General features: G+C 63.7%; 20 protein-coding genes. 14 read left to right on the forward strand and 6 right to left on the reverse strand.

All coding sequences use genetic code 11. From position 1 onward, the window contains the following. Window positions 1–2 precede the first annotated feature (2 nt). The 3 genes from cpaB to WDM24_RS03925 all read right to left on the reverse strand — a co-directional run bounded on the left by cpaB (window position 3) and on the right by WDM24_RS03925 (window position 1,786). Window positions 3–797, reverse strand: a complete 795-nt coding sequence (gene cpaB, locus WDM24_RS03915) for a Flp pilus assembly protein CpaB (RefSeq protein ID WP_338830528.1) — start codon at window positions 795–797, stop codon at window positions 3–5. Window positions 798–924: 127 nt separating this feature from the next. After that, window positions 925–1,449, reverse strand: coding sequence for a prepilin peptidase (locus WDM24_RS03920; RefSeq protein ID WP_338830529.1), 525 nt, complete (start codon window positions 1,447–1,449; stop codon window positions 925–927). A gap of 172 nt (window positions 1,450–1,621) precedes the next feature. Beyond that, complete coding sequence (locus WDM24_RS03925; RefSeq protein WP_016842642.1) at window positions 1,622–1,786, reverse strand: Flp family type IVb pilin; 165 nt, start codon at window positions 1,784–1,786, stop codon at window positions 1,622–1,624. Between the two features lie 283 nt (window positions 1,787–2,069). Here WDM24_RS03925 and WDM24_RS03930 point away from each other — a divergent pair, with 283 nt between their 5' ends. The 5 genes from WDM24_RS03930 to WDM24_RS03950 all read left to right on the forward strand — a co-directional run bounded on the left by WDM24_RS03930 (window position 2,070) and on the right by WDM24_RS03950 (window position 6,445). Next, window positions 2,070–2,900: a sterol desaturase family protein gene (locus WDM24_RS03930; protein WP_338830530.1), complete on the forward strand. Its 831-nt coding sequence runs from the start codon at window positions 2,070–2,072 to the stop codon at window positions 2,898–2,900. A 24-nt stretch (window positions 2,901–2,924) separates the two neighbouring features. After that, window positions 2,925–4,397, forward strand: coding sequence for a hypothetical protein (locus tag WDM24_RS03935; RefSeq protein WP_338830531.1), 1,473 nt, complete (start codon window positions 2,925–2,927; stop codon window positions 4,395–4,397). A 170-nt stretch (window positions 4,398–4,567) separates the two neighbouring features. Beyond that, on the forward strand, window positions 4,568–5,074 hold the full coding sequence (locus tag WDM24_RS03940) for a pilus assembly protein N-terminal domain-containing protein (RefSeq protein ID WP_166302043.1): 507 nt from the start codon (window positions 4,568–4,570) through the stop codon (window positions 5,072–5,074). A gap of 172 nt (window positions 5,075–5,246) precedes the next feature. After that, entirely contained in the window at window positions 5,247–5,807 is a 561-nt protein-coding gene (locus WDM24_RS03945; RefSeq protein ID WP_166302046.1) for a TadE/TadG family type IV pilus assembly protein, read from the forward strand. Beyond that, window positions 5,798–6,445, forward strand: coding sequence for a TadE/TadG family type IV pilus assembly protein (locus tag WDM24_RS03950; RefSeq protein ID WP_338695428.1), 648 nt, complete (start codon window positions 5,798–5,800; stop codon window positions 6,443–6,445). Before WDM24_RS03945 ends, WDM24_RS03950 begins: the two co-directional genes overlap by 10 nt. Before the next feature lie 189 nt (window positions 6,446–6,634). On the opposite strand, the gene WDM24_RS03955 is transcribed toward WDM24_RS03950, so the two are convergent. The 3 genes from WDM24_RS03955 to WDM24_RS03965 all read right to left on the reverse strand — a co-directional run bounded on the left by WDM24_RS03955 (window position 6,635) and on the right by WDM24_RS03965 (window position 8,853). Continuing rightward, window positions 6,635–6,847 carry a cold-shock protein gene (locus WDM24_RS03955; protein WP_016842648.1) on the reverse strand — a complete coding sequence of 71 codons (213 nt, stop codon included), beginning with the start codon at window positions 6,845–6,847 and terminating at the stop codon, window positions 6,635–6,637. Window positions 6,848–7,113: 266 nt separating this feature from the next. Continuing rightward, a complete protein-coding gene (infA, locus tag WDM24_RS03960; protein WP_016842649.1) occupies window positions 7,114–7,407 on the reverse strand; it encodes a translation initiation factor IF-1 in 294 nt (97 codons plus the stop codon). 24 nt (window positions 7,408–7,431) lie between these two features. Continuing rightward, on the reverse strand, window positions 7,432–8,853 hold the full coding sequence (locus WDM24_RS03965) for a DEAD/DEAH box helicase (protein ID WP_338830532.1): 1,422 nt from the start codon (window positions 8,851–8,853) through the stop codon (window positions 7,432–7,434). Between the two features lie 531 nt (window positions 8,854–9,384). On the opposite strand from WDM24_RS03965, the gene urtA reads away from it, so the two are divergent. The 9 genes from urtA to WDM24_RS04010 all read left to right on the forward strand — a co-directional run bounded on the left by urtA (window position 9,385) and on the right by WDM24_RS04010 (window position 17,472). After that, entirely contained in the window at window positions 9,385–10,713 is a 1,329-nt protein-coding gene (gene urtA / locus WDM24_RS03970; protein WP_338695446.1) for an urea ABC transporter substrate-binding protein, read from the forward strand. 195 nt (window positions 10,714–10,908) lie between these two features. Continuing rightward, complete coding sequence (gene urtB, locus WDM24_RS03975; RefSeq protein WP_166307974.1) at window positions 10,909–12,504, forward strand: urea ABC transporter permease subunit UrtB; 1,596 nt, start codon at window positions 10,909–10,911, stop codon at window positions 12,502–12,504. Further along, entirely contained in the window at window positions 12,501–13,670 is a 1,170-nt protein-coding gene (urtC, locus tag WDM24_RS03980; RefSeq protein WP_166302055.1) for an urea ABC transporter permease subunit UrtC, read from the forward strand. The genes urtB and urtC overlap by 4 nt, the downstream gene beginning before the upstream one ends. A gap of 4 nt (window positions 13,671–13,674) precedes the next feature. Continuing rightward, window positions 13,675–14,436 carry an urea ABC transporter ATP-binding protein UrtD gene (gene urtD / locus WDM24_RS03985; RefSeq protein ID WP_050405363.1) on the forward strand — a complete coding sequence of 254 codons (762 nt, stop codon included), beginning with the start codon at window positions 13,675–13,677 and terminating at the stop codon, window positions 14,434–14,436. Between the two features lie 4 nt (window positions 14,437–14,440). Beyond that, a complete protein-coding gene (gene urtE / locus WDM24_RS03990) occupies window positions 14,441–15,136 on the forward strand; it encodes an urea ABC transporter ATP-binding subunit UrtE (protein ID WP_029077744.1) in 696 nt (231 codons plus the stop codon). A gap of 50 nt (window positions 15,137–15,186) precedes the next feature. Beyond that, on the forward strand, window positions 15,187–16,023 hold the full coding sequence (locus WDM24_RS03995; protein WP_338830533.1) for an urease accessory protein UreD: 837 nt from the start codon (window positions 15,187–15,189) through the stop codon (window positions 16,021–16,023). A 28-nt stretch (window positions 16,024–16,051) separates the two neighbouring features. Beyond that, entirely contained in the window at window positions 16,052–16,354 is a 303-nt protein-coding gene (locus WDM24_RS04000; RefSeq protein ID WP_166302064.1) for an urease subunit gamma, read from the forward strand. A 110-nt stretch (window positions 16,355–16,464) separates the two neighbouring features. Continuing rightward, window positions 16,465–16,770 (forward strand): urease subunit beta, encoded by a 306-nt coding sequence (locus tag WDM24_RS04005; protein WP_029077741.1) that lies wholly within the window; start codon window positions 16,465–16,467, stop codon window positions 16,768–16,770. A 147-nt stretch (window positions 16,771–16,917) separates the two neighbouring features. Then, window positions 16,918–17,472 carry an HD domain-containing protein gene (locus WDM24_RS04010; RefSeq protein ID WP_338695459.1) on the forward strand — a complete coding sequence of 185 codons (555 nt, stop codon included), beginning with the start codon at window positions 16,918–16,920 and terminating at the stop codon, window positions 17,470–17,472.

Here is a 17,472-nt window from a genome sequence, read left to right on the forward strand (position 1 = left end):
GGTCACTTCTGCATCGTTGCCTGGTTGGCAACGCCAAAGCGGATGACGTTGATCGTCTCACCGCGCTTTTGGGGGTTGTCGTCGGTCCTGACGTCGGTCGCGTTGACGTCGGCGATGCTGCGCAGCGCCAGCGACAGGATGCCGCTCTGGCGCGCGCGAGCCAGCGTCTCGGTCTGTTCGGGCTTCAGCTCCAGCGTCACCGTCTTGCCGATCAGCGCGTTGGTGCCGTCCTTCTCCTTCGGTGCCTGATCGATCGCGAGCACCCGGATATTGGTCAGGATGACCTCGGAATTGACGATGTCGGCGCCGTTGCGGTCAGGATTCTTGTCCCGCTTCGACAGCAGGACGTCGACGCGGTCATTCGGCAGGATGAAGCCGCCGGCGCCGGTCTCCGGCGAGATTTCGGTCGATACTGCCCGCATGCCGGTCGGCAGGATCGCAGCCATGAAGCCGCTTCCGTCCGCCTTGACGAGCTTCTGCTCGCGAATCGGCTCGCCCTGGATGAAGGGGGCACGCGCGATCGAGCCGGTGACGTCCTTGATGGCATCGGCGTTGCTGTCCCTGCGCATGAAGGTGGCGCTGGCGGTCGCCGCCGGCCAGGTCTGCCACTGCAGATCCTCGGGCTTCACCGCCTGGCCGAGGCCGATGTCGGCTTTCGCGACCAGGATGTCGACGGTGGGCAGCTGCGCGACCGGGGGAGGCGCCGCCGGCTTGTCGTCGCCTCCGCTTGCCAAATAGAGCGCCGCAAGGCCGGCGCAGCCTGCAATTGCCAGGACCAGAATGCGGGCCTTATCCATTACGCTTCACTTTCCACATGACGCCGCGACGCTGCCGCCGCCGTGATGGGAGTTGACCAGCTATTCGTCAAAGCATGGTTAATGAGGCGTATCTAAATCGCCTTAACGGGCGGTTACCGCTGCTTTCTCAGCGCATCGCGAAGTGCGCGAGATCAATCGTCTTGATCCAGTCCGTCTCGGGATAGATCAGCAGGGCGCCGAGGGCGAGTGCGATGCCGTAGGGAATTCCGGTCTGCTTGTCGTGCAGCCGGCTGAGCCAAGTCTGGGACGCCAGCGGGTAGGGCAGGGGCCATTGCCGGAGCTGCAACAGCAGCACGGTCAGCGCACCGCCGAACAGCGACGCGAACACCAGATAAGGCAGCAGATGCTCGAACCCGAACCACAGGCTGGCCGCGGCCGCGACCTTGGCGTCGCCGCCGCCGACCCAGCCCATCGCGAACATGCCGAACGCCACCACCAGCACCAGCGCGCCTGCGCCGGCATGGGTGAGGATGTCGTGGACGCCCATCCCGGTCAGCGGCGCCATCACGAAGAAGCCGGCCGCCAGTGCCAGCGAGATCCGGTTCGGGATCGTCATGGTCAGGAGATCGCTCGCCGCCGCGAAAGCCATCAGGGCCGGAAACAGCATCAAGCGTGCGATGTCGAGGATCATGGATTCATGCCGTCAAGCTGGAGCTGCGGTCGAGACCCGACGCTAGCGGCCATTGGTGAACAATCGGGAAAGGACTGCCGGCTGCTTCGAAGGCGGCCGGCAATTGGAGCTCGACAAATAGCAAAGGTCCCGGGGTTGCCGGGACCTTTGATGCGAACTCGTCGGAACCGGCTTACTTCAGCGAGCCCGAGATCGAGTTGAAGGTACCCGAGAGTTTCGTGCCGACGCCGTTGACCGCAGCGATGATCGCGATGGCGATGCCGGTCGCAATCAGGCCGTATTCGATGGCGGTCGCGCCCGACTCATCCTTCACGAAGCGCGAAACGAGGTTCTTCATAGAATTCACTCCTGTGTACACGTGGCTGGTCGAACTAGGTTTGGTCTGGCCGGCGTTCTCAGCACCGTGACCATGGCGGCACCCTACGGTTCGACGATTTCGGTGCAGTTAATTTGATCGCATAAACTCCGGGGGAACCCGCTGTTGTTGCGCAAAGTAAATTTGGAATTAAGCGGCTCGCCAAAATTGCAGATTGTTGCCGAGGCCGGCCGCGGCCGGGGTCTATTCACGGCTCCTTAAGCGCACATCTATACCCATGAGGCTTCCGTAGAATGAGGCTGTCATGTCCACCCTTCCGCTTGAAGTCATCGAGATGCTCGGCCAGACGATGATGAGGGTGGTGCCGATCACGATCGGCCTCGCATTGTTCTTCACCGTGCTGACCCATTTCTGGGCCTGCAATCCCGGCAAGCCATGGTGGCAGAAGCGTGAGCTGGTCACGGACATCTGCTACTGGTTCTTCGTGCCGGTGTTCGCCCGCGTGCTGCGCATCGGACTCCTGGTGGTCGGCGCGGCCGCGGTCTTCAACGTGCACGGCGCCGACGATCTCATCGCGTTCTACGAGAACGGGCACGGCCCGCTGTCGCAGCTTCCGCTCTGGCTGCAGTCGATCGTCTTCCTGGTCGCCTCGGACTTCATGCTGTATTGGCTGCACCGGATGTTTCACGGCGGCGGCTTCTGGAAGTACCACGCCATTCATCACTCCTCCGAAGACCTCGAATGGATTTCGGCGGCGCGCTTCCATCCCGTCAATCTCCTGATCGGCACGATCACGGTCGACGTGATTCTGCTGATGGCCGGCATCTCACCGAACATCATGCTGTGGGTCGGCCCGTTCACCACATTCCATTCGGCCTTCGTCCACGCCAACCTGAACTGGACACTCGGCCCGTTCAAATATGTGATCGCGACGCCGGTGTTTCATCGCTGGCATCACACCGCGCTCGAGGAAGGCGGCGACACCAATTTCGCGGGCACGTTTCCGCTCTGGGACATCCTGTTCGGGACGTTCCGCATGCCCGAAGGCAAGCTTCCGGAGGATTACGGCGTCGACGCCGAGCAGGGCGTGCCGGCCGAGATCGGCGGACAGCTGGCCTATCCGTTCCGGCATTGACGTCGTTGTCCGGCCCGTGCCCGCATGAGTGCTGAGACCGCAACCATCCCGCATGCGAGGACCTCTGCATTCGCCGAGGTCCCGGCCTGGTTCTGGATGGCGTGCGGCGTCTATGCGCTGCTGCTGATCGTCGGCGACAGGCTGCTCGCCGATTCCGACACCTACTGGCAGATCGCGGTCGGCCGCTGGATCCTCGACCATCGCGCGCTGCCGTCGGTCGATATCTATTCGTTCACCAAGGCAGGTCAGCCATGGATGTCGTCGTCCTGGCTGGCGCAGGTCCTGTTCGCGAAGGCCTATGATCTTGCCGGGTGGACCGGTCCCGCGGCGCTGACCGCGGCCTGTGGTGCCGCCACCTTCGCGCTGCTTACCGCCATTCTCAGCCGCGCGCTGCCGGCGATCTATGCGAGCCTGGTCGCGCTGGCGGCGCTGGTGCTGACATGCGGGCATCTGCTGGCCCGTCCGCATGTGCTGGTGCTGCCGATCATGATGGTCTGGGCGAACGGCCTGATGGTCGCCAGTGAACGCCGCGAGGCCCCCTCGTTCTGGCTGCTGCCGCTGATCGCGCTCTGGGCCAATTTGCATGGCGGCTTTCTGTTCGGCCTGGTGCTTCTCGGCGCCTTTGCGCTCGACGCGATGTGGAATGCCGCGCCCGCGCAAAGATTGCCGCTGGCACTGTGCTGGACGGCATTCGGTATCGGCGCGCTGGCCGCGTGCTGCGCGACCCCCTACGGATGGGGTTCGCTCCTTGCCTCCTTGAAGATTCTCAGCCTCGGCGAATTGCTGCATCTGATTGCGGAGTGGATGCCGGCGAACTTCAGCCACATCGATGCATTCGAGCTATCCATTCTCGGCCTGATCGGCGGGGCGCTCTATTGCGGAGTGAGGCTGCCGCTGCCGCGGATCGCCCTGGTGCTGGGCCTGCTGCACATGGCGCTGTCCCATGTCAGGAATCTCGAGCTGTTCGCCCTGCTGCTGCCGCTGGCTGCGTTGATGCCGGTGGCGACCCAGTTCGATCTGCGTGCCGCGAGCATTGTCCGGCTAAAGGCTGCGCCGGCTGCGATATTCATCGCCGCGCTGTGCGCCTCGACCTGGTTCGTTGCCGCACGGGCGAACATCGCGCCGCCGCCGATCCATTCGCCCGCTGCTGCCGTTGACGCGCTGAAGGCGCACAATGCCCGGCGCGTGCTCAACGATCTGCAGTTCGGCGGATATCTGATCTGGCGTCAGGTGCCGGTGTTCGTCGACGGGCGTGCCGAGCTTTACGGCGAGACGTTCGAGATGGCCTATTACCGCGCGCTCCAGCTCAAGGACGTCGACAGCTTCTTCGATCTGCTCAAGACCTACGACATCGATGCGGTGATGCTCGACCCGGCGACGCCTGCCTCCAGATTTCTCGATCATATCGATGGATGGCAGCGCCTCTACGCCGACGATTGCGTGGTGATCCATGTGCGTACGGGCGGCGAGGCGGCGGCCGCGCGCCCTGCGGGATAGGCGCGAGATTCCAAGGCCGCTGGCCGATCCGCTCCGGAAGTCGTGACATCCGCGCAATTCGGCGCTCGATATTTGCGCTTCTTAAATGAATTGCCGTCAGATTCGCCTGCGTCGGGCGCCGGTCCGCTGCGTATCGCTTTTGCCGGCCTGTTAACGTCCCGGGGTACAATATGTCGTTTCAGTCCCATCGTATTCGCGCCGTCACGCGCATTGGATTCATCTCGCTGGCCGCAGCCGTGCTGCTGTCGCCCGCGTTCGCAACGGCTGCGCCCGATCCCGACCGGATCGCGGTCAATGTCGATCAGGCCAAGCTCGTCAAGCTGCCCGGAGGCATTGCCACGATCGTGGTCGGCAATCCCCTGATTGCCGATGTCACCCTGCAGAATGGCGGTGTTGTCGTCGTGACCGGCAAGGGCTACGGCGCAACCAATTTCATCGCGCTCGACCGCACCGGTCAGGTGCTGGTGGATCGCCAGATCCAGGTCGAAGGCCCGACCGATCAGCTCGTCACCGTCTATCGCGGCGTCGATCGCGAGACCTACAGCTGCATGCCGGTCTGTCAGCGCCGCATCACGCTCGGCGACGGCGACGTCTATTTCAAGTCGACCATGGACCAGGCCGGTACGCTCAACACCCAGGCCTCCGGCCCGGGCGCGGGAGCGAAACCGCAGAACTAGCACGTGTCCGCTCCGGCGCCACTCACGCCGGGGCCGTGGCCGATCGGGTGCCGTTCGTTCGACATGGTTAAGCAAGACCTAACGGATCGGGGCACTCTGTCTCGATCCGGCGAAACACTTCAACAATGAGTCTTGGGGTAGTTGTTGCTGCCATGTTGATCCGGGGTCGTTGATGCCGCTGCCCGCTCGTTCCTTCGCAGGCCTGCTCCGCCGCTTTCGCCGAAATCGCCGTGGCGTGACCGCGGTCGAATTCGCGATGGTCGCACCGCTGTTTTTCGGATTGCTGTTCGCGATCATCGAAGTGGCAATGATCTTCCTTGCCAGCCAGGTGCTCGAGACGGTGACGCAGGATTCGGCCCGCTTCGTCATGACCGGTCAGGCCCAGGGCCTGAGCTACACCCAGCAGCAGTTCAAGGACTACGTCTGCGGCCGGGTCAGCGCGCTGTTCGATTGCACCAACGGCATATTTGTCGACGTGCGCAGTTATTCCTCGTTCAGCAGCGTCAACATCACGCCGCCGATCGACTCCAGCAATGCGTTCATTCCGGCCACGAAATGGTGTCCCGGCAAGGATGGCGACGTCGTGGTTGTCCGGCTGTACTATCAGTGGCCGCTGTTCGTCACCAAGCTCGGCTTCAACGTCGCCAACCTCTCCAACGGCAAGCGGCTGTTGACCGCGACCGCGACGTTCAAGAACGAGCCCTCCGGCACCTCCGGAGCCACATGCTCATGAGCAAAGTCGTGAAAACCTTAGCTGCGGCATTGCTGCGTTCCGTCGCCGCCCTCGGCCATGACCGCCGTGGCCTCGCCGCCGTCGAGTTCGCCTTCATCGTGCCGCTGATGCTGGTGATGTTCTTCGGCACCGTCGAGTTCTCATCCGGCGTCGCGGTCGACCGCAAGGTCACGCTGATGGCGCGCGCCGCGTCGGATCTGACCTCACAGGCAACGGCGGTGGTCGACACCGACCTGCAGAACTTCTTCAGCGCCGCCGTCGGCATCATGACGCCGTACGATCCGTCGCCGACCAAAATCACATTGTCGGAAATCTACGTCGACAACTCCAATATCGCGCGGATCCAGTGGAGCAAGGCGGGAACGATCGCCAGCGGTGCCACGCAAGCCACGGTGACGGCCTCCGCGCGCAGTCAGGGTGATGTGGTGACGAGCCTGGTCCCGGCGTCGCTGCTCATTGCGGGCACCTATCTGATCTTCAGTGAAGTCAGCTACAAATACGTTCCGACGATCGGCTACGTGATGGCCAAGAGCGGCATCAATCTCAGCGACGTCGCCTATACCAGGCCGCGGCAGTCGCTGTGCGTGAACTATTCCTCGACGTCGGCCACCGCGTCGAACGCCTGCACGACTTACTAAAGCGTTTTCGAGCGAAGTGGGCACCGGTTCGCGTGAAGAAAACGCGTCAAAGTCTAGAAGCGTTTTCGAGCGAAGTGGGCTGCTGCTGCGGCAAGCCCGCGATCCATACAAAAAGGGCCGTACCCGGAGGTACGGCCCTTGATGCTTTGACGACAATTTCCTGGAGCTTCGCGCGTCCGGGAAATCGGCTTATCCGGCGGCGCGCAGATTGTCGGCCGAGGATTTGCCGGAACGGCGGTCAGCCACGATCTCGTAGGAGATCTTCTGGCCTTCACGCAGAGTGCCAAGGCCGGCGCGCTCGACTGCACTGATGTGCACGAACACGTCGTTCCCGCCTTCATCCGGCTGGATGAAGCCGTAGCCCTTGGTCGCGTTAAACCACTTCACGGTTCCCATGCTCACGTGGGTAGTCCCTTCTCAGATATACAAGTTCAAGACCCGCTGATCGGCGGGGTGGTGAGATCGAATTTTTGGAAGGGTCGTCAGCGTCTGAACCGGCTGTACCGGTATTGGCTAATGTCGTCCGGCCGAAAATCGATGGGTAGGATATTATTCGATAGAAGGCTTCAAAACAATCCTGACGTGCGCGATTTTTTGGCCGGCGCAGGCGCCGGCCATTGCTGCGCAGGACATCAGGATGTCATGCGCGCAGCAGTTGCAAACCTTGTTTATCGGCGGCGGAACTGGCCGCCGCGCTGCGCTCCGCCCCGCGGCGGGCCGCCGGGCGCGCCACTCGGACGCTCGTCCTTGTGGCGGAAAATCAGGCGGCCCTTTTCGAGATCGTAGGGCGACATTTCGATCGTAACGCGGTCGCCGGCCAGCGTCTTGATGCGGTTTTTCTTCATCTTGCCGGCGGTGTAGGCGACGATCTCGTGTCCGGCATCGAGTTGTACCCGGTAACGAGCGTCGGGGAGGATTTCGGTCACCAGTCCTTCGAACTGGATCAGCTCTTCCTTAGCCATATGGTTCTCCAGATCGAGCGACGGCTAGTGCTTCGGTCGGTTGTTGCGGTTGGGTTGCGGATTCGGCCGGCTCTCGCGATGCAAGAAGGCGACGCCCTGGATGCCTTCGCTGTTGCCGGCCTGCGACGGACGCGGCGACTCGCCCCGGCTCGTCTGCGGCGCGCCATTATTACCACCTGGACGGCGGCGGCGGCGAGGCCCTTTTCCACTTGGAGCCGTCTCATTCTTCCCACGGACATTATGCGCGCGTGGCGCAGAACGGCCACCCCGGTGCGGGTGGGGCGCCTGAGCCGGTGCGGTTTCGCGGTTGCTGCCCGGCGTGCGACGGTCTTCCCGCGGCAGCGTGACGCGGATCAGCCGTTCGATGTCACGCAAATAGCCCATCTCTTCGGCACCCGCGATCAGCGAGATCGCGACCCCGTCGGCCCCGGCGCGCGCGGTGCGGCCGATGCGGTGGACATAGGTCTCCGGGATGTTGGGCAGGTCGAAATTCACGACATGGCTGATGCCGTCGACGTCGATGCCGCGGGCGGCGATATCGGTCGCCACCAGTGTACGGATTTCGCCGGTGCGGAACGCCGCCAGCGTACGCTCGCGGTGGTTCTGCGACTTGTTACCGTGGATGGCATTGGCGCTGATGCCGGCTCGCTCCAGGCCTTTCACCACCTTGTCCGCGCCATGCTTGGTGCGGGTGAAGATCAGGGCGCGATTGACCGGTTCCTGCTTCAGCAACTGGGCGAGAATCGCCGGCTTGGCCGCGAAATCGACCTGGATCACGCGCTGGGCGATCCGGTCGACCGTCGAGGCCACCGGCGTCACCGCCACGCGGGCGGGGTCGCGCAGCATCGCTTCGGCGAGTTCGGCGATGTCCTTGGGCATGGTGGCCGAGAAGAACAGCGTCTGCCGCCGGATCGGCAGCTTGGCGACGATCTTCCGGATGTCGTTGATGAAGCCCATGTCGAGCATGCGGTCGGCTTCATCGAGCACCAGGAACTCGACCTGGTTGAGCTTCAGTCCGTTGCTCTGCACGAGATCGAGCAGGCGGCCGGGGGTGGCGACCATCACCTCGACGCCCTGCATCACGCTGCGGACCTGGCGGCCCATCGGGACGCCGCCGATGGCGAGCGCCGAGGACAGCCGGAGGTGGCGGCCATAGGCATTGAAGCTGTCGAGGATCTGCCCGGACAGCTCGCGGGTGGGCGAGAGCACCAGCACGCGGCAGCTCTTGGGCTGCGGACGGATGCGGTTCTCGAGCAGCCGGTGCAGGATCGGCAGCGCGAAGGATGCGGTCTTGCCGGTGCCGGTCTGGGCGATGCCGACGACGTCGCGGCCGGCAAGTGCGAGTGGGATGGTCTGGGCCTGGATGGGGGTCGGTGTGAGATAGTTCTCTTCACGAAGCGCGCGGGCGATGGGTTCGGCGAGGCCGAAATCCTGAAAGGAGGTCAAAAGGTGGTTCTTTCCATAAAAGCCGTCGTCGTCCCGGTCCAATTTCGGCCGGAATCGCTTGAAGGCGTTCGGGACACCCGCGTGTCTGGGGCGTCAAGCTGGGTTAGCTGAAAGGCGAGCCAGAAGCCGCTTGGGGCGGCTTGTACACGCAGCTCGCGAAGGCACCGCGATTTCGCGGGCATGGCGAGGATATGGACCAGGAACAGGGCGGTTTCAAGGTGAGATTGCCGGATCGGTGCCCGAAGTTCGCCGATCGCTCGCGCAAACTGTCACAAATCGGTGCCGGAATTTTAGCCAAAATGACAAATTTGCCTACAAAATAATCTGATTGCACTTTCGGCAGTCAAGATGACGGCCCAATGATTGAGCAATCGATTTCCGTATTTGCCCGGAACTCGCAAAATTATCCAGCCGGTTCATTGGCTTAAGGTGCCCGCGCACCGTGGCACAGTTCTTGCGATTCCCTTCACCGCAGGCGGCCAAGCGGCCGTTTCGCAAGCGTTCACGCCTGCGTCAGGGAGACGACATTTCATGCTTACTCAGCTTACTCACAAAATAACGACGATGACCCGCCGCCGCGCGCTCGCGGCGACGGCCGGCCTGGTTTTGGGCCTGGCTGCGTCCTCGCCGTTCGCGCCCGCGCAAGCGGCCGACGACACCATCAAGGTTGGCGTCCTCCATTCGCTTTCCGGCACCATGGCCATCAGCGAAACCACGCTGAAGGACACCATCCTTTTCCTGATCGACGAGCAGAACAAGAAGGGCGGCGTGCTTGGCAAGAAGCTCGAGGCCGTCGTGGTCGATCCCGCATCGAACTGGCCGCTGTTTGCGGAGAAGGCGCGCGAGCTGATCACCAAGGACAAGGTTGCGGTCGTGTTCGGCTGCTGGACCTCGGTGTCGCGCAAGTCCGTGCTCCCGGTGTTCAAGGAGCTGAACAATATCCTGTTCTACCCGGTGCAGTATGAGGGCGAGGAATCCGAGCGCAACGTGTTCTACACGGGTGCCGCGCCGAACCAGCAGGCGATCCCCGCCGTCGACTATCTGATGAAGGACGAGAAGGTGAAGCGCTGGGTGCTGGCCGGCACCGACTACGTCTATCCGCGCACCACCAACAAGATCCTGGAAGCCTATCTGAAGTCGAAGGGCGTCGCCCCGGAAGACATCATGATCAACTACACGCCGTTCGGTCATTCCGACTGGCAGACGATCGTGGCCGACATCAAGAAATTCGGCTCGGCCGGCAAGAAGACCGCCGTGGTCTCCACCATCAACGGCGACGCCAACGTCCCCTTCTACAAGGAGCTCGGTAACCAGGGCATCAAGGCGACCGACATTCCGGTGGTCGCGTTCTCGGTCGGTGAAGAAGAACTCGCCGGCATCGATACCAAGCCGCTGCTCGGCCATCTCGCCGCCTGGAACTACTTCGAGTCGATCAAGACGCCCGAGAACGAGAAGTTCATCAAGGCGTGGCAGGCCTACACCAAGAATCCGAAGCGCGTGACCAACGATCCGATGGAAGCGCACGTGATCGGCTTCGACATGTGGGTCAAGGCGGTCGAGAAGGTGAAGTCGACCGATCCCGACAAGGTGATCGACGCGCTGCCCGGCATCGAAGCCAAGAACCTGACCGGCGGCACCTCGAAGATGCTGCCGAACCATCACATCACCAAGCCGGTGTTCATCGGCGAGATCAAGGCCAACGGCCAGTTCGACGTGGTGTGGAAGACCCCGGGCCTGGTGGCCGGCGATGCCTGGTCGAAGGAGCTCGAGGGCTCCAAGGACCTGATCGGCGATTGGGTCGGCAAGAAGTGCGGCAACTACAACACCAAGACCAACAAGTGCGGCGGCCAGGGCTCCTGATGGAGAGCTTGATCCGGACCCGGAGGGCCGCGTTAGCGCAAAGTGCGAAGCGGTTTTCCGAAAAGATCACGCTCAAACAAAAGTCCTGACCTCAACAACGACACAACACAACCATCCAAGAACCTGGAGAAGGCGGCACAGCTCGCCGCCTTCTCCTCACACTCCTGCCGGGGTACTGACGTGTTCGCCAATTGTATTGATCGCTTTCGTGCGCTGCTTCTCTCGATCCTGCTGCTGAGCTGTTTCGCCGTTCCGGCGCTGGCCGGCCCGTTCGAGGATTCCGTCGCCAAATTCGCCAATGACGAGTTCTCCGACACCGAGGAGGCGATCGGCGGGGTTGCCGCATCGGGCAATGCGCTGGCCTCGCCCATCATCAGCGCGCTGCAGGACGGCCGGCTGTCGGCCGATCCGGACAGCAAGAAGGTCTTCATCACGCAGGCCGACGGCAAGATCATCGACGCCACCACCGGCGCTGCCGTCGACAAGCTGCCCGACAACGCCGCCGCCGTTCGCCTCAACAACCGCCTGCGCCGCACCGTGGAGGCCGCGCTCGGCGGCCTGACGCTGTTGTCGCCGGATCCGGCCAAGCGGCTCGCGGCTGCGCAGTCGGTGTTCAAGAGCCACGAGGAGAACCTGCTGCCGACGGTGGAGGGCGCGCTCGCCAAGGAGAGCGTCAAGTCGATCAAGCAGGCTTTCGCCGAGGCGCGCGCCGCCATCATCCTGTTCAAGTCGGATGCGTCCGACAGCGACAAGCTCGACGCCGTCGCCGTGGTCAAGGCGCGCGGCGACCAGGAGGCGCTGGCGCTGCTCACCGGGCTCGGCGACCAGCCGCCGCTGGTCGCCCAGGCGGCGGCAACCGCGGTCACCTCGATCCAGAGCAATCTCGCGATGTGGTCGATGGTGCAGAATGCCTGGTACGGCCTGTCGCTCGGCTCGGTGCTGCTGCTCGCCGCGATCGGGCTTGCCATCACCTTCGGCGTGATGGGCGTCATCAACATGGCGCATGGCGAGATGGTGATGCTCGGGGCCTACACCACCTTCGTGGTGCAGGAGGTGATCCGGACCCGTTATCCCGCGCTGTTCGACTATTCGCTGCTGATCGCGGTGCCGCTCGCCTTCCTGGTCGCCGGTATGATCGGTGTTTTGATCGAGCGCACGATCATCCGCTTCCTCTACGGCCGTCCGCTGGAAACGTTGCTCGCGACCTGGGGCCTGTCGCTGGTGCTGCAGCAGGCGGTGCGCACCGCGTTCGGCCCGACCAACCGCGAGGTCGGCAATCCCTCCTGGATGAGCGGCGCCTTCGAGCTCGGTCAGATCACCATCACCTATAATCGGCTCTGGATCCTCTGCTTCACGCTCGCGGTGTTCGCCATCCTGCTCGCGATGCTGCGCTACACCGCGCTCGGGCTCGAGATGCGCGCGGTGACGCAGAACCGCCGCATGGCGGCCTCGATGGGAATCGCCACCTCGCGCGTCGACGCATTGACCTTCGGCCTTGGCTCGGGGATCGCCGGCATTGCCGGCGTGGCGCTTTCGCAGATCGACAATGTCAGCCCGAATCTCGGCCAGAGCTACATCATCGACAGTTTCATGGTCGTGGTGTTCGGCGGCGTCGGCAATCTCTGGGGCACGCTGGTCGGCGCCTTCACGCTCGGCATCGCCAACAAGTTCCTGGAGCCGGTGGCGGGTGCGGTGCTCGGCAAGATCGCGATCCTGGTGCTGATCATCCTGTTCATCCAGAAGCGGCCGCGCGGCCTGTTCGCGCTCAAGGGTCGGGCGGTGGAAGCATGACGCCGCACATCCTCACCCGTTCGCTCGACCGCGCCGCGACCGCGTTCGTCCTGCTCGTTGCCGCGGTCGGGGTGCTGATCCCGCTGTCGAACCTGCTTTTGCCGCAGGGCTCGATGTTCCAGGTGCCGACCTATCTGGTGGCGCTGTGGGGCAAATATGTCTGCTACGCCATCCTAGCGCTCTCGATCGACCTGATCTGGGGCTATTGCGGCATCCTCTCGCTCGGTCACGGTGCGTTCTTCGCGCTCGGCGGCTACGCCATGGGAATGTATCTGATGCGCCAGATCGGCAGCCGCGGCGTTTACGGCAATCCTGTTCTGCCCGACTTCATGGTGTTCCTGAACTGGGACAAGCTGCCCTGGTACTGGTACGGCTTCGACAAATTCGCATTTGCCGCGCTGATGGTGCTTTTGGTGCCGGGCCTGCTCGCCTTCTGCTTCGGCTGGCTCGCCTTCCGCTCGCGCGTCACCGGCGTCTATCTCTCGATCATCACGCAGGCGATGACCTATGCGCTGCTTCTGGCATTCTTCCGCAATGATTTCGGCTTCGGCGGCAACAACGGCCTGACCGACTTCAAGGACATCCTCGGCTTCAACGTGCAGGCCGAAGGGACCCGTGCCACGCTGTTCCTGCTGAGCTGCCTTGCGCTGATCATCGCTTTCCTGATCTGCCGCGCGATCGTCACCTCGAAGCTCGGCAAGGTCCTGATCGCGGTGCGCGACGCCGAAAGCCGGACCCGATTCCTCGGCTATCGCGTCGAATCCTACAAGCTGTTCGTGTTCACGCTGTCGGCCTGCATGGCCGGCGTCGCCGGCGCGCTCTATGTGCCGCAGGTCGGCATCATCAATCCGAGCGAATTCGCCCCCGGCAATTCGATCGAGGCGGTGATCTGGGTCGCGGTCGGCGGCCGCGGCACGCTGATCGGGGCGGCGCTTGGCGCCGTCGTCGTCAACTACGCCAAGACGGTCTTCACCTCGGGGCCGCTCGCACCGTACTGGCTGTTCATGCTCGGCGCGCTGTTCATCCTGGTTACGCTGCTGCTGCCCAAGGGCATCGTCGGCACCTTCAACAGCTGGTGGGAGACGCGGCGTAGCGCGGCCCTTGCGGCCGACCGGGAAAGCGCCGCGCGCGAAGACGGCGTCGGCGCACCGAACCCGGCGGAGTAGGCAGATGAACGTCATGGATACCCGCGCCACTTCGGCCATGCTCTATCTCGACGGCGTGCACGTCTCGTTCGACGGTTTTCACGCCATCAACAATCTGTCGCTGACGCTCGCGCCCGGTGAGATGCGCGCCATCATCGGCCCGAACGGCGCCGGCAAGACCACGATGATGGACATCATCACCGGCAAGACCAAGCCGGACGAGGGCACGGTGCTGTTCGACGGCACCGTCGACCTGACCCGGCTCGACGAGACCCGGATCGCCGAGCTCGGCATCGGCCGCAAGTTCCAGAAACCGACGGTGTTCGAGAGCCAGACCGTGCAGGACAATCTGCTGCTCGCGCTCAATGTCGATCATTCCGTGCGCGGCACGCTGTTCTGGCGCGGCAGCAAGGCCGAGTCCGAGCGCATCGACAAGGTGCTCGAGACCATTCGCCTGACCGATGCGCGCAACCGCCTCGCCGGCAGCCTGTCGCACGGCCAGAAGCAGTGGCTCGAGATCGGCATGCTCTTGGCGCAGGACCCCAAGGTGCTGCTGGTCGACGAGCCGGTCGCCGGCATGACCGATGTCGAGACCCATCTGACTGCGGAGCTTCTGAAGGAGATCAACAAGAACCACACCATCATGGTGGTCGAGCACGACATGACCTTCGTGCGCGAGCTCGGCGTCAAGGTGACCTGCCTGCACGAAGGCACGGTGCTCGCCGAAGGTTCGATCGACCAGGTGTCGTCGAATGAGCGGGTGGTCGAAGTGTATCTGGGGCGCTAGCGCGATGCTGAAGATCGACAACATCAACCTCTATTACGGCGCGGCGCAGGCCTTGCGCGGCGTGTCGCTGACCGCAGAGCCCGGCAAGGTCACCTGTGTGCTCGGCCGCAACGGCGTCGGCAAGACCTCGCTGCTGCGCGCCATGGTCGGGCAATACCCGATCGCCTCCGGCGCGATCAATTTCGACGGCAAGGACATCACCGCGCTGAAGCCCTACGAGCGAGCGCGGCGCGGCATCGGCTTCGTGCCGCAGGGCCGCGAGATCTTTCCGTTGCTGACGGTGGAAGAAAACCTCAAGACCGGCTTCGGCCCGCTGAAGCGCGAAGACCGCAACATCCCCGATGACGTGTTCTCGCTGTTTCCGGTGCTGCAGACCATGCTGGGCCGCCGCGGTGGCGACCTCTCCGGCGGCCAGCAGCAGCAGCTCGCGATCGGCCGCGCGCTGGTGATGCGGCCAAAGCTGCTGCTGCTCGACGAGCCGACCGAAGGCATCCAGCCCTCGATCATCAAGGACATCGGCCGCGCCATTTCCTATCTGCGCAACCTCGGCAACATCGCAATCGTGCTGGTCGAACAATATCTCGACTTTGCCTGCGAACTCGGCGACAGTTTTGCCGTGATGGACCGGGGTGCGGTGAAATATGCCTGCGACCGCGCGAACCTCGATCCCGCCGAGATCAGCCGCCAGATGGCGCTGTGAACCAGCTATGACGCCGCCTCGCGCGGCGTGCGTGAGGGAGCATCGGGGGAATGCGGACCGGGATCGCAGGCGCGGCAGCGGCGACGTTTGCGGCCAACCGCGCCCAGGGTGCTGTCAGGTTCGGCGTGCACCGCAAGGATGGCGCCACCCGCCGCGGCGACCTGCATGAGTCAGGCTCGCTGCGCGTCCGCTTTCCATCGCCGGAGGACGACGGCCTCTCGGCCATGTTCGTCAACACCGCCGGCGGCATTGCGGGCGGCGACCGCTTCGACATCGCGATCGCAGCCGGCGAGGGCACCCGCCTGACGCTAACTACGGCAGCGGCGGAAAAGGTCTATCGTGCGCCGGCAGCGCCGGCTCGACTCGATATTGCGCTGAAGGTCGCGGACGGTGCGCATCTCTCCTGGCTGCCGCAGGAGACAATCCTGTTCGACCGCGCACGTATTGTCAGGAGCTTCGACATCGATCTTGCGGAAGGCGCTTCGCTCCTGCTCTCCGAGATCGTGGTGTTCGGCCGTGCTGCGATGGGCGAGACCATGCGCCATGGCGAATTCGTCGACCGCTGGCGGATGCGGCGCGGCGGCCGGCTGGTGTTTGCTGAGACGATCCGGCTCGACGGCGAGATCGGCCAGAAGCTCGCACGGCCCGCGATCGCTGGTGGGGGCTGCGCAATCGGCACGGCGCTGATCGTGCCGGGCGACGAGGCTTTGATCGAGCGCATCCGCGAGGCGTCGGACAGCTTCGGCGGCGAAGTCGGTATCTCCGCCTGGAATGGCTTTGCAATGGCACGCTTCTGTGCCCAAGATGCGGCCCGGCTGCGCGCCGATATGATGACGGTGCTCGGCCGCGCCTCCATGGTCCCGCTGCCGCGGCTGTGGCTCAACTAGACCTCATCAGAACGATCAGAGTGCTCGCATGAATTTGTCTCCCCGCGAAAAGGACAAGCTCTTGGTTTCGATGGCGGCCATGGTGGCGCGCCGCAGGCTGGAGCGCGGCGTCAAGCTGAACCACCCCGAGGCGATCGCGCTGATCACCGATTTCATCGTCGAGGGCGCACGCGACGGCCGCACCGTCGCCGATTTGATGCAGGCCGGCGCCAAGGTCCTGACCCGCGATCAGGTGATGGCCGGCATCCCCGAGATGATCCACGACATCCAGGTCGAGGCGACATTCCCCGACGGCACCAAGCTCGTCACCGTGCACGAGCCGATCCGATAGTCACGAGCGTCATTCCGGGGCGGCCGGAAGGCCGAACCCGGAATCCAGAGATTGTTTAAGGAGATTCCGGGTTCATGCTTCGCATGCCCCGGAATGACGAGGAGAAGGACATGATCCCCGGCGAACTCTTCATCAAGGACGGCGAGATCGAGCTCAATGCCGGCCGCAAGACCGTGACGCTGTCGGTCGCCAACACCGGCGACCGTCCGATCCAGGTCGGCTCGCACTACCATTTCTTCGAGACCAACCCGGCGCTGAAATTCGACCGCAAGAAAGCCCGCGGCATGCGCCTCGACATCGCCGCCGGCACCGCCGTCCGCTTCGAGCCCGGCCAGACCCGCGACATCAAGCTCGTCGCACTCGCCGGCAAGCGCGTGATCTACGGCTTCCGCGCCGAGGTGAAGGGGAAGCTGTGATTCAATGTGAGGTGAGCACCCTGGTTGGGCTCCCTCCCCCCTTGCGGGGGAGGGTTGGGGAGAGGGGTAAGCCCCGGGCGCTGACAGACGTCATTCTTCGGCTCTGCTCTGATTGTGAGTGTGAACAAAGGGGAGCACTGTAGCCGCATGCTTCCGGCGCTCCGCATGGTCTCCGAGGCTGCCGAGCTTGCCGCGCGCCGTCATAACGGGATGGCGCGCAAGGGGCGGGGGAGCGAGCCTTACATCAATCATCTCGCCGAGGTCGCGAACCTGCTGGCGCAAGTGACCGATGGCGCCGATGCCGAGCTGGTGGCGGCCGGCTGGCTGCACGACACCATCGAGGATACCGAGACCACGCGCGAGGAGCTCGCGCAAAAATTCAGCGAGCGTGTTGCCTCGCTGGTGGTCGAATGCACCGACGACATGAGTCTGCCCAAGGCCGTGCGTCGGCAAAGGCAGATCGATGATGCTCCGCATAAGTCGCCTGATGCGAAGCTGATCAAGACCGCCGACAAGGTCAGCAATATCGGCGCCCGGATCGTGCCGCATCCAAGCAAGGACGAGCGCGACGATCTGGCCGATTATGCGGCCTGGGCCGGCAAGGTTGTTGCCGGTTGCCGGGGGATCAATTCGCGGCTCGACCGTATTTTCGACGACACCATTGCGCGCGCCAAGGCTGCGCTGGCTGAAACTGGGGGCTGA

The organism is Bradyrhizobium sp. 27S5 (assembly GCF_037217225.1).
Lineage (GTDB): Bacteria > Pseudomonadota > Alphaproteobacteria > Rhizobiales > Xanthobacteraceae > Bradyrhizobium > Bradyrhizobium septentrionale.

Bases quoted from the DNA above. Each gene is read 5' to 3' on its own strand.
- cpaB (WP_338830528.1), bottom strand. From the start codon at position 797: ATGGATAAGGCCCGCATTCTGGTCCTGGCAATTGCAGGCTGCGCCGGC.
- WDM24_RS03920 (WP_338830529.1), bottom strand. From the start codon at position 1,449: ATGATCCTCGACATCGCACGCTTGATGCTGTTTCCGGCCCTGATGGCT.
- WDM24_RS03925 (WP_016842642.1), bottom strand. From the start codon at position 1,786: ATGAAGAACCTCGTTTCGCGCTTCGTGAAGGATGAGTCGGGCGCGACC.
- WDM24_RS03930 (WP_338830530.1), top strand. From the start codon at position 2,070: ATGTCCACCCTTCCGCTTGAAGTCATCGAGATGCTCGGCCAGACGATG.
- WDM24_RS03935 (WP_338830531.1), top strand. From the start codon at position 2,925: ATGAGTGCTGAGACCGCAACCATCCCGCATGCGAGGACCTCTGCATTC.
- WDM24_RS03940 (WP_166302043.1), top strand. From the start codon at position 4,568: ATGTCGTTTCAGTCCCATCGTATTCGCGCCGTCACGCGCATTGGATTC.
- WDM24_RS03945 (WP_166302046.1), top strand. From the start codon at position 5,247: ATGCCGCTGCCCGCTCGTTCCTTCGCAGGCCTGCTCCGCCGCTTTCGC.
- WDM24_RS03950 (WP_338695428.1), top strand. From the start codon at position 5,798: ATGCTCATGAGCAAAGTCGTGAAAACCTTAGCTGCGGCATTGCTGCGT.
- infA (WP_016842649.1), bottom strand. From the start codon at position 7,407: ATGGCTAAGGAAGAGCTGATCCAGTTCGAAGGACTGGTGACCGAAATC.
- urtA (WP_338695446.1), top strand. From the start codon at position 9,385: ATGCTTACTCAGCTTACTCACAAAATAACGACGATGACCCGCCGCCGC.
- urtC (WP_166302055.1), top strand. From the start codon at position 12,501: ATGACGCCGCACATCCTCACCCGTTCGCTCGACCGCGCCGCGACCGCG.
- urtD (WP_050405363.1), top strand. From the start codon at position 13,675: ATGAACGTCATGGATACCCGCGCCACTTCGGCCATGCTCTATCTCGAC.
- urtE (WP_029077744.1), top strand. From the start codon at position 14,441: ATGCTGAAGATCGACAACATCAACCTCTATTACGGCGCGGCGCAGGCC.
- WDM24_RS03995 (WP_338830533.1), top strand. From the start codon at position 15,187: ATGCGGACCGGGATCGCAGGCGCGGCAGCGGCGACGTTTGCGGCCAAC.
- WDM24_RS04000 (WP_166302064.1), top strand. From the start codon at position 16,052: ATGAATTTGTCTCCCCGCGAAAAGGACAAGCTCTTGGTTTCGATGGCG.
- WDM24_RS04005 (WP_029077741.1), top strand. From the start codon at position 16,465: ATGATCCCCGGCGAACTCTTCATCAAGGACGGCGAGATCGAGCTCAAT.
- WDM24_RS04010 (WP_338695459.1), top strand. From the start codon at position 16,918: ATGCTTCCGGCGCTCCGCATGGTCTCCGAGGCTGCCGAGCTTGCCGCG.